At 66.6% G+C, this 14,133-nt stretch carries 13 protein-coding genes and 1 tRNA gene; 1 reads left to right on the top strand and 13 read right to left on the bottom strand.

Annotated elements, in window-relative coordinates; all coding sequences use genetic code 11:
• Nucleotides 1-6: 6 nt before the first annotated feature.
• The gene (locus U5709_RS07810) at nucleotides 7-1,287 is read left to right on the top strand and encodes an IS256 family transposase (protein WP_321973144.1); all 1,281 of its coding nucleotides are present in this window, start codon (nucleotides 7-9) and stop codon (nucleotides 1,285-1,287) included.
• Between the two features lie 704 nt (nucleotides 1,288-1,991).
• Here U5709_RS07810 and U5709_RS07805 read toward each other — a convergent pair.
• The 13 genes from U5709_RS07805 to U5709_RS07745 all read right to left on the bottom strand — a co-directional run bounded on the left by U5709_RS07805 (nucleotide 1,992) and on the right by U5709_RS07745 (nucleotide 14,042).
• Nucleotides 1,992-2,076, bottom strand: a tRNA-Leu gene (locus U5709_RS07805).
• A gap of 24 nt (nucleotides 2,077-2,100) precedes the next feature.
• The gene (locus U5709_RS07800; protein ID WP_321972238.1) at nucleotides 2,101-3,138 is read right to left on the bottom strand and encodes a phosphatase; all 1,038 of its coding nucleotides are present in this window, start codon (nucleotides 3,136-3,138) and stop codon (nucleotides 2,101-2,103) included.
• 51 nt (nucleotides 3,139-3,189) lie between these two features.
• A complete protein-coding gene (locus U5709_RS07795) occupies nucleotides 3,190-3,807 on the bottom strand; it encodes a hypothetical protein (protein ID WP_321972237.1) in 618 nt (205 codons plus the stop codon).
• An 86-nt stretch (nucleotides 3,808-3,893) separates the two neighbouring features.
• On the bottom strand, nucleotides 3,894-4,880 hold the full coding sequence (mazG, locus tag U5709_RS07790) for a nucleoside triphosphate pyrophosphohydrolase (RefSeq protein ID WP_321972236.1): 987 nt from the start codon (nucleotides 4,878-4,880) through the stop codon (nucleotides 3,894-3,896).
• Nucleotides 4,881-5,081: 201 nt separating this feature from the next.
• A complete protein-coding gene (locus U5709_RS07785) occupies nucleotides 5,082-6,131 on the bottom strand; it encodes a hypothetical protein (protein ID WP_321973143.1) in 1,050 nt (349 codons plus the stop codon).
• 174 nt (nucleotides 6,132-6,305) lie between these two features.
• On the bottom strand, nucleotides 6,306-7,040 hold the full coding sequence (locus U5709_RS07780; RefSeq protein WP_321973142.1) for an energy-coupling factor transporter transmembrane component T: 735 nt from the start codon (nucleotides 7,038-7,040) through the stop codon (nucleotides 6,306-6,308).
• Nucleotides 7,037-7,873: an energy-coupling factor ABC transporter ATP-binding protein gene (locus tag U5709_RS07775; RefSeq protein WP_321973141.1), complete on the bottom strand. Its 837-nt coding sequence runs from the start codon at nucleotides 7,871-7,873 to the stop codon at nucleotides 7,037-7,039. The genes U5709_RS07780 and U5709_RS07775 overlap by 4 nt, the downstream gene beginning before the upstream one ends.
• Nucleotides 7,849-9,105 (bottom strand): Gx transporter family protein, encoded by a 1,257-nt coding sequence (locus tag U5709_RS07770; RefSeq protein WP_321973140.1) that lies wholly within the window; start codon nucleotides 9,103-9,105, stop codon nucleotides 7,849-7,851. The genes U5709_RS07775 and U5709_RS07770 overlap by 25 nt, the downstream gene beginning before the upstream one ends.
• A gap of 13 nt (nucleotides 9,106-9,118) precedes the next feature.
• Nucleotides 9,119-9,523, bottom strand: a complete 405-nt coding sequence (locus U5709_RS07765) for a NusG domain II-containing protein (RefSeq protein WP_321972231.1) — start codon at nucleotides 9,521-9,523, stop codon at nucleotides 9,119-9,121.
• Nucleotides 9,524-9,532: 9 nt separating this feature from the next.
• Nucleotides 9,533-10,624, bottom strand: a complete 1,092-nt coding sequence (locus U5709_RS07760; RefSeq protein ID WP_321973139.1) for an FAD:protein FMN transferase — start codon at nucleotides 10,622-10,624, stop codon at nucleotides 9,533-9,535.
• A 14-nt stretch (nucleotides 10,625-10,638) separates the two neighbouring features.
• Entirely contained in the window at nucleotides 10,639-11,664 is a 1,026-nt protein-coding gene (locus U5709_RS07755) for a 4Fe-4S binding protein (RefSeq protein ID WP_321973138.1), read from the bottom strand.
• A 1-nt stretch (nucleotide 11,665) separates the two neighbouring features.
• A complete protein-coding gene (locus tag U5709_RS07750; RefSeq protein ID WP_321972228.1) occupies nucleotides 11,666-12,061 on the bottom strand; it encodes an FMN-binding protein in 396 nt (131 codons plus the stop codon).
• 79 nt (nucleotides 12,062-12,140) lie between these two features.
• The gene (locus tag U5709_RS07745; protein ID WP_321973137.1) at nucleotides 12,141-14,042 is read right to left on the bottom strand and encodes an FMN-binding protein; all 1,902 of its coding nucleotides are present in this window, start codon (nucleotides 14,040-14,042) and stop codon (nucleotides 12,141-12,143) included.
• Nucleotides 14,043-14,133 lie beyond the last annotated feature (91 nt).

Here is a 14,133-nt window from a genome sequence, read left to right as displayed (position 1 = left end):
GACCGCATGGAAAGCATAGCAGAGGGGGCCGCCGCCCAGGCGGCCGCGGCGATGCCGAGGTTCGACGACGGGCTCATCAACATGCAGGAGCTGCTGAGGCTGCTCGCCGAGCAGGTCGCCAACGGCATCATGGACTCCGAGGCCGACCAGCCGTGCGGAGAGACGGGCAACTCCCGCAACGGTTACCGGGAGCGCATGCCCAAGACCTGCGTGGGCGAGCTCGCGCCGAGGGTGCCCAAGCCCAGGGGCGGCAGCTTCTTCCCCGAGGACGTCATCGAGCGCTGCCAGAGGGTCGACCGGGCGCTGGCCGCCGCGGTGGCCGAGATGTACGCCGGCGGCACGAGCACCCGCAAGGTCCGGCGCGTCGCCGAGAGGATGGGCGTGCCCCGCCTCAGCAAGGACCAGGTCAGCGCCATATGCGCCTGCCTGGACGCCGACGTCGACGAGCTGGTGGGCCGCCCGCTCTCGGGCGCCGCGATGCCCTACGTGTGGCTGGACGCCGCCTACGTGAAGTGCCGCCGGGAGGGCCGCGTCGCCCCCGCGGCGGTCGTCACCGCCATCGGCTGCGACGGGGGCGGCTGGAGGCGGGTGCTCGGCATGGCGGTCGTGGACACCGGGTCCCACGGCTCCTGGCTGGGGTTCCTGCGATCGCTGCGCGACCGCGGCGTCGCCGGCGTGCGCCTCGTGGTCTCCGACGCCCACAAGGGGCTGACCGGGGCGATCGGCGAGGTCTTCCAGGGCGCGGCCTGGCAGCGCTGCGTCGCGCGCCTCGTGCGCGACTGCGCGCGCGAGGCCGGCTCCTGGCAGCTGAGGAAGAGGGTCGCGCGCGTCGTGGCGCCCGTCTTCCGCGCCAAGGACGCCGCCGCCGTCGCGATGTACCACGCGGCCTGCGACATGCTGCGCGGCATCTGCCCCAAGGCGGCCGACGTCCTCGAGGGCGCCGAGCCGGACGCGCTGGCCTACCTCGACCTGCCGGCCTCGCACTGGAAGCGCCTGCGCACCAACAACGTGCAGGAGAGGGCCAACCGCGAGATAAAGCGCAGGTCGCGCGTGGTGCAGGTGTTCCCGTCCGAGGCGTCGCTGATGCGGCTGGCGGGCGCCGTGATGTGCGACATGGACGAGGCGTGGTCGTCCTCGCGCTACTTCTCGGAGGCCAGGATGCGCGAGCTGCCGCCCGAGGGGGAGCCGGCGCCGCCGCGACCGGCGCCGAGCGCGGCGGACACGGCGGCAGCGAGGCGCGCCCTCGAGGCCGCCGTCGAGCTTGCCGACAGGGTCGAGGGCAACTAACATGTGCGAATAGGTTTCAGGCCCTGGACGGGGCCGCGCCGGCCTTCGGCCGGGCGCTTACACCAACTTTTCCGACACTACCCGCGCCGATAGCTCGGAGGACGGCGCGACGCCGGCTACGTTGGCGTTTGAGAGCGCGTTCGCAAAGTTCCAGGCGTACCTGAGCGAGCGCTCGGGCGAGTTTGTCATCGTCAACGTTCAGAAAAAGAAGGGCGATTTCGGGTCCGAGGTTACCGACGCCCTCTCCAACCTCTATCAGAAATTTAATGTTTCTGCGACGAGGAATGACGACACGACCGTCGAAGACGTCAGGGGGGGCAGAATCGTTCTGGGCAACGACTTCATGCAGAACGTGAACATGAACGGCCCCTACAACAGGCGCCAAGGGACCGTTGCGCAAAAGGCGGTCTACGTTAACCTGAGCTGCAGATTTGACCTTAAAACCCGACCAAAGGCTCGCAGGATTACGTCAAAGAGGTGTATGCGCAATTCTTCGACGAAGACCCGATCGCGGCTTACAACGGCGAGGGGAACAAGGCGGATGGCGTCGTTTTGTACGACTTCCCGTCCACGCAGATTGTTGACTGGGCGATAGGAGCCAACAGTTGGGCGCAAGTCTAGCGTTAACCGTCCGGCCTGCCATTGGTGACAGACCTCTGCTTCCCCCAAAAGCGCAGGTTGCTGGGCTGTTTCTAAAGCTAAGATGGTAGGGGCGGTGGGACTCGAACCCACAATCCTTTCGGCCGCGGCTTTTAAGGCCGCTGCGTATGCCAATTCCGCCACACCCCCAGGTGCGCACCACGGCTAAACAGTTTAACCGACTTTGGCAACCGGACGCATCGTCGGCTTCCAACCGACCGGCGACTTCTCGCCTTCGGTGCCGGGCAGCGCCGTCGCTGCCGCCAGCGAGAGCCCGAACAGCAAATCCGATTCGCTCACCGTGAGCTCCTCGAAGCCGGTCTGGGCCAAAAGCTCGTCGATGGCCACCGCGCCGCCCAAGATCACGGGCGCGCGCTTGGGCTGGATTCCCGCCATCGCCGCTCGCTCCTCAACCGTCTTGCTGGCAAGAAGCGCCTCGAGCTCAGCCACCTTTTCCCTGCTCAGAGTAGCCAAATGCACGCGGCTTGAGTCGTAGGGCTCAAGCGCGAGGTCGAGCGCGACGAGGGTCGTCACGGTGCCGCCGCACACGACGAGGCGCTCCGGAGCATTATCGTCGGCGCCCGCGTTGCCCGCCGCTCCGCTGGCCCGCAGCCCCCCTCGCTCAATCGCCGTCTCGAACAAGCTTGCCGCGAACTCGTGCGCCGCTGCCAGGTCCGCTTTGCTCGGCGGCTCGTCGCCGCTCAGGAACTTGTCAGTAATCCGCCGGCAACCGACGTTCGTCGACTCAACAAAGCCCAGGTCAAGCACACCGTCTCGCAGCACGCCGCACGCGAGCTCGGTCGAGCCGCCGCCGTTGTCGGCCACGAGGATTCTCTTACCCCCGAAGTTCTGGGCCACGCCCAAAAACGTGAGCGCCCCTTCGACCTTGCCCGGAATGACCTCGGGTTCGAGCCCCAGTGACCGCAGCGCAGCCACAAGCTCGGCGGAGTTCTCGGCATCGCGCGCGGCGCTTGTCATGGTGCAGCAAATGCCCTCGGCCCCAGCGGCACCGGCGCTCGCCACGTACTCGCGGCAACAGGCAAAAACGCGCTGCATGGCGTCGGTCGCCAGGCGTCGCGTCCGGTCCACATCCTGGCCCAGGTTGCAGATCGTCGACGTCTTGGCCAGCCGAGAAACGCGCTCGCCCTCCTCGTCGGCCACGGCCAGGCGCGCCGTCACGGTCCCGATATCAATGCAGGCAACTCGCCTCATGTTCGCACCTTTTTTGAAAAGCGCCCTCAAACGCGCATATGCTCCGAGCGCCTAGTTGGACGGAACGTAATTGAAGAACTTATCGCCAAACTGAATGTACCAAGGCTCATCGGACCCGGACGTGCCCGAACCATCGGAATCGTAGCCTTCGTCCAGGCCCTCGACGACCACCTTGGTCTCGCCCTCCTCAACGTAGCCACGTTTACGGGCGACGTCCTTGATGCCCTCCTCGGTCTGCAGCGCCTCGATGTCGTTGCGCGCCTGCTCATTGCTTTGGTTGTACGACTCGAGCTGCTCACGGAGTCCGTCGCCGATGCGCCACGCGTGGTAATACGACTTCAGCGGCCCATACAGACTCGCGAGCAAGACAATAACAAGGACCGCCATCAGCAACGGAAAGCGAAAACGAATCACGAAGTCGCCGATTGTCGAGAAAAAACCATTGGTGTTGATGGTCCGCTCGGTGCTCGCCTCGCGTCGCTCCTTGACGGGGTAGTTCTCGCCCGCATGATCGGGCGCCACGCGAGCTTTGCGCACGCCGGCCGCGCGGCGGGTCCGAGGCGTCGCGGTACGACGCGCCTCGCGAGCGGCGCCCGCGGCCGCGCGCACATCGGTCTCGCTCAGAGGCTTAGGCTTGCTCAGGCTCGTGTTGTCATTGGTGTTCGTCATGCTGCCGCTTCGTTTTGGGTATGTTTGGCAGGCTGCCCGCAGGCAACGCATCGACTCATTTATACCAGAGGGCACGCCGCACACCGCTATCGGGCGCGCTTCTCCTCAGCCTTCGCACGGTCCCAAAGGTCGTTCTGCTCGGCCGTCGAGAGAGACTCCACGTCGGCCCCGGCCGCGCGCGCAAGCTCCTCCATGCGGGCCCAGCGCGCACGGAACTTGCGGTTTGACGCGGCGAGCGCCTCCTCGGCGTCGATCCCCTCTTTGCGCGCGACGTTTACCAGCGCAAAGAGAAGGTCGCCGAACTCGACAGCCGCCGCCTGTGTGCCGGGCTCCTCGGCCTCGAACTCCGCTCGCTCCTCGGCCGCCTTGGCCCACACATCGGCCGTGGTCTCCCACTCGAAGCCGGCCTTGGCCGCGCGCTTGGAGATCTTCTGCGCCTGCATAAGCGCAGGTAAACTGCTCGGCACGGAGTCGAGAAGCCCGGCCACGCGACCGTTGGCGAGCTCCCCTCGCGCCTCGCGCTCGAGGCGCTTCACGTCATCCCAGATGTCGAGGACCGCGGGCGCGTCGGGCGCCGTGCCTTCAGGGCGGGCCTCGTCGTAGCCGGCAGGCGCCCGCCCCTCGACCTCGGCCGCCAGGTCGCCGAACACGTGCGGATGGCGGCGCACGAGCTTCTCATTGAGGCCGCGCGCCACGTCGTCGATATCGAACTCACCCGCGTCGGAGGCGATCTGCGCGTGGAGAAGCACCTGCTCGAGCACGTCGCCGAGCTCCTCGCAGAGGTGCGCCGCATCGTCGGCCTCGATGGCGTCGACCGCCTCGTAAGCCTCTTCGACCATGTTTTTGGTGATGCTCGCGTGTGTCTGCTCGCGGTCCCACGGGCAACCGTCGGGCTGGCGCAGGCGCCAAATGGTGCGAATAAGGCGATCTACCTGAGGATGATTTGTGGGAGCATCGACGCGCGACGCGTTCTGCTCATCCACCAGGTCCGACAGTCGCCGCTCGCCAGAGCCGCCGCCCACCCGTCCGACCACGCACTCCGGCTGGCCGAACTTGCCTGCCTCGAACCTCATCCGTGCTCCTCTCAACAACTTGCTTGCACCATTATCGCCAAAGCGCGGCCGGCAGTTCCCGGGCCAAAAATCGCAGATGTTAACCAGATTGAAGCGGTACAACTGCGATTTTTGGCCCAACAACGGGCCGGCCGGGACGCGCTGCCAGCAGCGCCGCCGGCAGCAGCGCCGCCAGCGGCGGCGCCGGCAGCCTCGCCGCCCCTACATGATCCCGTATGCCGAGAGAGGGACCTCGTCATAGAACGGCGCGGCGTCCGCCACGTTAATCAGCGGGCGGTGATCTCTGGGAACGCCGAACGTGTCCAGCAGGCGCGCGAACTCGGCCGAATCGGCGACCATGGCCGGTGAGAAGCGCACAACGGCATCTACCAGCGCCGTCAGGCGAGACTCGCGCAACCGCTCGGCCCGCATAACGCCCGCGACCGATCGGCCGCCGCTCATCTGCGGGTCAACGTACTTCTCGCCTCCGTCGAATTCGCCGACGATGACGCGACCTTCCTCGGTTCGCCAGCAAAAGTCCGCGAAGTATCGCCGTCCGCTCATGGGGTCGGCAAACTCCGCCTGCAGCTCGGGCGCAACAAAGCCGAGCTCCCACATAGCCGCGCGAGCCATGGACTCGCCTCCGGAGCCCGACCTACCGTCAGCAAAACCCGCGATATGGTGTGCAGCCGCCACGCCCCTGCAGCGCCTCTTGTCATTCGCGTAGGCCACGAGCTGATCTTTATTCACCAGCCCTAGCCTTAGTGCCGAGTCGGTGATGGCAACGGCGTCACGAAACGGCAGCTCCCGGCAGCAATCGAACACCGTGCGCAGGACCGGCGTCACAGGAAGCCCCCGGGCAAATGCACACGGCTCCTCATCCACGTCCGCATGGCGCGTGCGCACGCCGCCGGCGCGTCGGCTCTTTGTGCCGTGGGGACTCGCGACCTCAATCACATCCAGCAGCCGATGCGAGACCGAAAGGCCGAGAAGCACAGCCGCCGACGTGCCGCGGAATATCCAATCGGGGTGACGAGTAGCCAAGCCGCGCATCTTTGCGATGGCTTGTTGCTCCGGAGTAAGCCCGCGCCAGAAATCGCCGCGGGCATACAGACCCGGTAAGGGAGAAACGATGTCGTAACCTGCGGCAATGCGCGCTTGGACGTCTTTGTGGACCGCCTCGCTGTACGTGGCAAGGCAGGCGCCGCGAGCCTCATCCTCCTCAAACGAAATCCTTACCTGCTCGTCGACCTTCTTTTTGAGCTTGTGCACGCCCGCCTCCCTCGCCGCTTCGGTGGAGACATTCTCCCCCAAAATCCGCAGGTCAAAGCAGTAATTTTGGATTTAGCTGGCTGAAATTATTCCCGGGCCAAAAATCGCAGATGTTACCCCGATTGAAGCGATACAACTGCGATTTTTGGCCCAACGACGGGCCGGGCGGCACGGTTAGAGAAGGATGACGGTCAGGAGAAGAACGGCAGCCGCGAGGACCACGTGGTCTCGGGCCCCAAGCGAATAGGCGCGGATGCAGGTCCGCGGCCGGCCGCACTCACCGTACTCGCGGTTGCGGATGGCAAGCGCGAGGGTCTGCGAGCGACGAAGCGCCCCGGCAAAGAGGGGCACCATCACCGGCACGTAGGCGCGCGCCCGGGCAAGCGGCGAGGCCTGGTCGAACCGGGCCAATCGTGCCTCCTGAGCTGCCTTTACGCGCTTAAACTCCTCGAGCACGACGGGCACGAAGCGCAGCGTCATGCTCACCGAGAGCGCGGTGTCGTCCACGCGCACGCCCAGGCGCCGCAGCGGCAAGAGAAGCATCGACGTCGCGTCGGTGAGCTCGGTGGGCGACGTCGTGGCCATGAGGGTCGAACTGCCGAGCAGGACGAGCGCGAATCTTGCCACCGATTGCGCCGCGTAAATGACGCCGCCCGCGGAGAAGACCGAGTTGAAGACCATAACGAACGCCATGATCCACACGAAGGGCCGCAACGTGCGGAGCGCACGACGCGCGCCGATGCCCGCCGCCGCAAGCATGCCGGCGGCCACCACGGCAACAAATCCCAGCTCAAGCCACCCATTGGCAAGAAACGCCGCGATAAGGAACGCTACCACGAAGCAGATCTTTGCCCGCGGGTCCAGGGAGTGCGCGAAGGTATCGCGCTGCAGGTAAACGCCGTAGCTCATCGCACCGCCTCCCCCGCTGCGGGCGCCGCGGGCCCAGCTGCGCGCGCCGCCGCGAGGGCCGCCGCGAGCCCCTCGGCCGTGCAAACTCCAACAGGCAGGTCGACGCCGCGCGCCCGCAGCCTCGCCGCCAGCTCGCACACGTAACTCGGCTCCAGGCCGCACGCCCGCAGAAGCTCGACGTCACCTAGGACCGCCCCCGCCTCGCCCAGCGCGGCAACCACGCCATTGGCAATAATCACCAGGTTATCAGCACATTCGGCCAGCATATCCATGTCGTGGGAGACCACCGCGACGCCCATGCCGCCCGCCGCCAGCCGGCGCACGACGCCCACGAGGCCGCGCGCCTGCGACGGGTCGAGGCCCGCCGTCGGCTCGTCAAGCAGCAGGTAATCGGGCCGCATGGCCACCATGTCCGCCAGAGCGATCCGGCGCTTCTCGCCACCGGAGCAACGAAGAGGGCTGCGCGCAAGAAACGCCTCGTCAGACACATCGAACCCAAACAGCTCGAGTGCCCACGTCGCCCGCTCGCGAGCCCCGTCCTCCCCCAGGCCCTGGTTGCGCGGCCCGAACATCACCTCATCGAGCACGGTCGGCGCAAAGAGCTGCTGCTCGGGCATCTGCTGAACCACGGCGATAAAGCCGTCGGCCTCCACACGGCCCTCCGCGGGCGCGAGCGTGCCGCCCAGGCAGCGCAGGAGCGTCGTCTTGCCGCAGCCGGAGGGCCCGGCCACGCCGAGCACACGTCCGCGCGCGACCTCGAGCGACACGTCGCGCAGCACGTTCGCTCCCCCACCGGGGTAACCGGCGCTTATGCCTCGGCAAGCCAGCGACATATCGCCTCCTCAACCTCGTCGAGGTCAGAGGCCTCGTCCACGTTCACGCCCAACTCCCGCACGGCAAAAATGGCCTGTGCCGACCTCGGCGCCTCGACGCCGCACGACGCAAGCAGGCCTGGTTCGCGCAAGGCCTCGGCCGGCGCTCCCACAAACACGATGGCGCCCTCGCAAAACACCGCAACGCGGTCGGCAAGAAACGCCTCGTCCATGATCTGCGTAATCTGCACCACGGCCACGCCTGCCGCGCACAGTCGCCCCACGAGGCGCTCGAACGACGCGCGCGCCGCGGGATCGAGCATCGCCGTGGCCTCGTCGAACACCACGAGGCCCGGCGCCAGGGCAAGAAGCCCCGCCACGGCCACGCGCTGTTTCTGCCCGCCGGAAAGCGAGTCAACCTCGCGCGTCAAGAAATCCTCAGCACCAGCATCTACCAGCGCCTTAATGACGATTTGAATCATCTGCTCGCGGTCTGTGCCGCGGTTCTCGGGACCAAACGCCACGTCGTCGCGGACCTTCGGCGCCACGATCTGGCTATCCGGGTCCTGGAAAGAAACGCCCGCGCGGCGGCCGGCCACCACGCTCACAGCCCCGCCGTCGGCCTGCGCCAGGCCCGCCAGCTGCAACGCGCACGACGTCTTGCCGCTCCCGTTCGCGCCGATAAACGCCACGCGCTCGCCTGCGACGATGGTGCCGAGAGGCGTGCAATCGACGACCGGGCGCGGCTCGCAACCGGTCCCGTCGCCCTCGCCCGCCAGGCTTTCCAGCGCCGCCTGGCCCACAGCGCCCGTAACGCCGCCGGTCGCGCACGCCGCCACGGCGAGCACTGGCAGGTTGATCCACACCGAGGACGTCCCCAGCATCGCGGCAGCCACCGCGAGCTGGCCCGCATTGTGCAAAATTGCCGCCACCATGCTCACCGGCACGAGCCCCACGCCCGGCACCGCCGTCAGCGCGGCCATGCCCACAAACGCCAGCGCGGTGCCACCGAAGCTGTACGCGAGCATCATCGGCGAGCCGAAGAGCAGCCCCGACGCCAGCACCTTAACCGCCGCAACGGCCCCGGCCGCCCGCACGTCCAGCGAAAACATCGCTATCGCCACGGCCACGTTCGCGAGCCCAAGCTTGACGCCGGGCAACGCCACGGGCAGCGGGATCATCGTCTCCAAATACGACAAAACGAGCGCCACCGCCGCCAAGAGCGAGATGCTCGCAAGACGTTCGATGTCCACGCGTTTGCGCACGTCAGCGTCCAATTACATCGTAGGTTGACGTCGCGTTCGGGCCCTCGATGCTCACCGTGAGCTTATGCGGCAGGCACACGATCTGCTGGCTCGAGTCAGAAATCCAGCCCTGCTCGACGCAGTCCTGGTTGGGGCAGTCGGCCTCCCGAACGCACACCTTACCGTCCTTGACCTGCACCACGTTGGTTCCGGCGGAGGTCGCCACGGTCGTCTCGCAGTCTTGCGACAGGGGCAGGCGCCGCTCGTTGCCGTCCGCGTCGCGGATCACGACCTCGGCGCCCGTCTCGGCGTTGCCCCCGTCCGCGAGCAGCCGCGTGCCCACAAAGGCGCCCACAGCCACCAAAACGATGGCCACTACCAGCGCAATGTTCAGTTTGCGGTTCGGCGCCGCTGCGTTTCTTGCCACGTGCGCCCCCTAAAGGATGGTGAACAGGTTGCCGGAGGACTGTGTCACCGCGCCGGCATCGTTCACAAAGACGGCCTCGAAGCGGTCGTCTGCGTCCACCAGGCTCACCGCGGCATCGTGCCCGAGCAGGAAGAGGATCGTGGAGTAGGCGTCGGCCGTGGTCGAGCTCTCGCAGCGAATCGAGGCGCTCTCGAGGTCGGTCTTTACCGGGTAGCCGGTCCGCGGGTCGAGGATGTGGTAATACTTGATGCCGTCCTGCTCGAAGCAGCGCTCATACAAACCGCTGGTCACAAGGCTCACGTCGGTCGCGGGGATGGTGGCTATGACGGTGTCGGCCTCGCCATTGGGGTCCTGCACGCCCACGTTCCACTCGTCGCCGTCGAAGCTCATGCCCATGACGTAAACGTTGCCGCCAAGGCTGAGCGACGCATTGGCGCATCCTCCATCGCGAAGGATGCGCACGAGGTCGTCGCAGATGTAGCCTTTGGCAATGCCGCCCAGGTCAAGCATGGCGTCGGGGTCGGAAAGCGTGACCTTATCGCCGTCGACCTCCACGCAACCGTAGCCAACGTGGGGAAGCGCCGCGGCGACGGCCTCTTCCGTCGGCTTAACGCCCTCGACGAAGTCCCAGAGGCTCGAGACCGCACCGATGGTGATGTCGAACAGGCCGCCCGAGGCCTCGGCGTACTCGAGCGCGCGCGTGATGCACTCGGCCGTCTCGGCGGCCACCTTCACGGTCGCGCCCTTTGCGTTATTGATGTTCCAGATGTCGGAACCCTCAACGGTACGGCTGAACTTGCTCTCAAAGTAATTGCAGCGTTCGGCCACCGTGTCGAGCAGCTCCTCGCTACACTGCGCCGAGATGGAGACCACGGTGTCGAACACAAAAAGCGTGCGGGAGGCGACTTGGTCGTCGGATACGGCAGAGGCATGGACCGTGCCCTCATCGCCGCCGGCAGCGTTGGTGGAGCCGGCGGCCGCAGACGACGAGCCGCAGCCCGCGAGCGAAAGCCCGCCGGCTGCGACCCCAAAACCTGCCAGTAAGTTTAAAAATCCACGGCGAGAAACACCGTTTGAGCAGCTAAAACCATGCGTGAGCAAAACAAATCCTTTCGTCACGCAAAAGCGTAGCAGAGCGCGGCGAGGATTCCGGCCTTAAGTAGCGTAAGGGTAACTTCTGTACCGATAATCCTAAAACCCGTTCCCGGGCCAAATTTCGCAGATGTTGGCCTGTTTGAAGCGGTACAACTGCGATTTTTGGCCCCGCTGTGGGCGACGGCACCGGCGGCGGCATCGACGCCCGTCTGTATCCTCAGCAAAGAAACGTTGGCCATGGGGCAACCGTCGGCGCAGCGGCCGCACGCGATGCACTCGCCGGAGCGCAGGTCGCCGCGGTCGGGGTGGACGCCCACCGGGCAGCGGTCCTGGCAGCGATTGCAGCGCGGCGCGCAGCTCGGGCGGTTGCGACGGAACAGCGAGACGGGCAGCACCGGCAGCAGCGAGAACACGGCTCCGAACGGGCAGAGGAACTGACAAAAGAACCTCTCCACAAAGGCCATGCCCACGGCTATTGCCCCGAGCACGGCCAGCGCGCGCGCCGAGATGCCCGAGAGCGAACCGGCGCGGATGCCGGCGAACGCGGTCCACGGCGAGAAGGACGAGACATCGCCCCAGCGTCCATCGAAGCACAACCAGGCGATTAACACCAACACAACGTACTTGAGCAGCTGCAACACGCGTCGCGCGCCGCCCGGGAGCTTCTTGCCGTCGAGACGCAAAAGGCGGCGAAGCGGCGTGGCCAGCGCGTATACCATGTCGCCGAACGTACCGAACGCGCACGCAAAGCCGCAGAAGAATCTCCCGAACACGCAGGTAAACACCAGCAAAACGATAAGCAGCGCAACAAAGCTCGTGAGCTGGATGGGTTGGGCCTGGCCAAGCGACTGGCAAATGCCGCGCACACCGGTAAAGGCCGCGCTCCACACGCCGGGAAACGCCGCGAGAAACGCAATCTGAATGGCCCAACGGAGCCCGCGGTGCAAAAGCTCGCGCCGACGCCGCTCCTGAGCCGCGCCCCTGGGCGCCCGCAGAATGCCAAGGTCCTTCTTTATGGCGCTGGCCAGCGATTTATTCTGCGCCATGCTACTCACCGGCCCCAGCGACGCCACTTGCCTTGAGGGCCTCGTTCGTGCCGTTGATAATGGCCGCCGACGAGAACGTGGCGCCCGAAACGGTGTCCACGTTCGTGCCCTGCGTCTCCAGAATGTCCTGAATTAGCGACTCGGCCTGCTCAAAGTAAGCCTCGGTCTCGCCGGAGTGCTCGATCACGTCGACACCGATTATGTAGCCGTTCTCGATGGTGACCGACGTTGTCACGGTGCCGCCGTAGCCCTGCGCCGAGCCGGAGAAGTCGCCGTCGGTGGCGTACGGGCCACGCACGTCAGACGCCGCGCGGGCCGCCTCAGCCTCCTCCTCCATGCGGGCGGTAACGGCCATGTCGTTCGCAAGGACGCCATAGGCCCACGTGTTATAGGCCACAACCACACCTACTACCGCGGCGGCATTAACGCACTTGATTAAGAAGTTTCGATTACGGGAGAGAATCCCCGAATGCTCGCTACTCATTGGCCGCCTCGCTTTCGGCGGCAAGAGACGATGCGGCGGCATCCGAGGCGGCCACGGCGGCGTCTTCCGCGAGCGCACCGGACGCAACGTCGGGCGCGTCCGCATCGGAGCCGTCGGCCGCGCCGGAGCCGTCGCCGGAGGCCGGGCCTGCCGCACCGGCCGCGCCGTCGGCCGCTTCTGAATCGGCCGCTGAGCTGCCCGAACCGCTCGCCGAACCGGTGCCCGCACCGTCGTCCAAGCCGCCGCCCGCGCCCGCGCCCGCGCCAGAACCAGCACCGTCACCGTCGCCGGACGCAGCCGACCCGTCGCCTGCGGCGCCGGATCCGCCAGCCGCGTCGCCCGACCCGCCGGCATCGCCCGTGCTCGAGGAACCGCCGGTCGTCTCCGACTCGTCCTTCTTCTCGTCCTCCGGGTGCGCCTTCTTGTACGCCTCCTCTGAGAGCGAGAGCGCCGCCTGGTACGCCTTGGCGATGGCGCGCGAGGAGTACGTGGAGCGGCTCACCACATCGATCTTCGACGGCGTCTTGCCGGCCAGGAGCTGGGCCTCCACGCCCTCGTACCAGACCTTCTTTACCGTACGGCCCTTGACGGCGTAGTCCAAGTAGGTCTGGTTATCGGCGTTGAACGGGTCCAGGACCTCGGGCAGCGAGGCGTCCGTGGTGACGTTCGTGCCCAGGATGCTCTTTATGCCGGCGACCTTGCCCTCCTTGACCTCGATGGTCACGGCGACGTAGTAAGGCTCGAAGTTCCCCTCGTCGCCGTCGGAGCACAGGGCGAACCCGGTGTAGGCGCCGTCCTCGTAGTGCGCGGCCTCGGTATCCGATCCGGATCCGCCGTCGCTCGCGCCGTTGTCACCCGCGCCGCCGTCGGCCGTCTCGCCGCCGCCGGAGCCACCGCCGGAGTCGGCGTCGAAGCCGTCCTGCGAGCCCGCCGCGTCGTCCTTCTTGCCGTCGGCGCCGGCCGTGTCTGCATCGGCGTCGGTCTTGTTGCCCGCTGCGGCCGCGGCCTTCTTCAGCGCCTGCTGAACCGCGGCGATAATGCCCTTCGACGAGTAGGTCGCGCCCGAGACCGTGTCCACATTGGTCGACTGCGCGCTCACGATATCGCCCGGGATCTGCGCCCAGGCCCAAAGGAACTGGGCATCGTCCTCGTGGCTCACCAGGTCGATGGAAGCGATCTTTCCGCTCGCCACCGTCACGCGCACAGTCACGGGGCCGTTGTAGCCCTCGGCCGAGCCCTCGTAGCTGCCGTCGGCAAAGCCGTTCGGCGCGTCGACCGCGCTCTCCACAGCGGCCATGGTCTTTGCACTGGTCAGGCTCGCGCCAAGCGCCTCGTTTAGGGCCTCCGGCTCCTGCCCGGTGGCTTGAAGCAGCGCGTTCTTTATGGCGGCAAGAAGCCCGCGCGAGCTATACGTCGCGCCCGAGACAGTGTCCACGTCCAGCGACTGCTGCGCGATCACCGTGTCCACAAGGCCTCTGACCTGCCCGAAATACGACTCGTCGTCTCCGCTCGAGAGAATCTCGATGGCCGTGATCTTGCCGCCCTGGATGGTGACCTGCACCGTGATCGTGCCCGAGAAACCCGTGCCCGAGCCGGTGTAGGTGCCGTCCTTGACGTTCGAGAGGTCGATGCCGAAGTCGGTCTCGGTGGCCAGCCCCTCCGCGGACTCCTTCTCGACCTCGGAGGTGTCGACCTCCTTGAGCTCGGCCGCCGCCACAGACGCCTGCACCTGCTCGGCAACCGCGGGCGCCACGTATGCCACGGGCACGTAGTTGCCCACGGCGGCCGCTATGGCCACGCCGGCGACGGCTGTGGGGGCAAGAAACGCCACTGACGCCAGCTTGGCACCAACGCCCTCTTTTACCTGCTCGTTATTTGAATCTTTTGAGCTCATAGACCTCTCCTGCGATGCTCATCCGCACATGCAAGGCAAGCCCGCAGCGGCAATCGAGCCTGCTGCGGGCCTGCATGTGCCCCTCGCCATG

The organism is Paratractidigestivibacter sp. (assembly GCF_963660155.1).
Taxonomy (GTDB): Bacteria; Actinomycetota; Coriobacteriia; order Coriobacteriales; family Atopobiaceae; genus Paratractidigestivibacter.
Note: the sequence above shows the minus strand (reverse complement) of the source record. Positions and strands in the feature narration are given on the sequence as shown.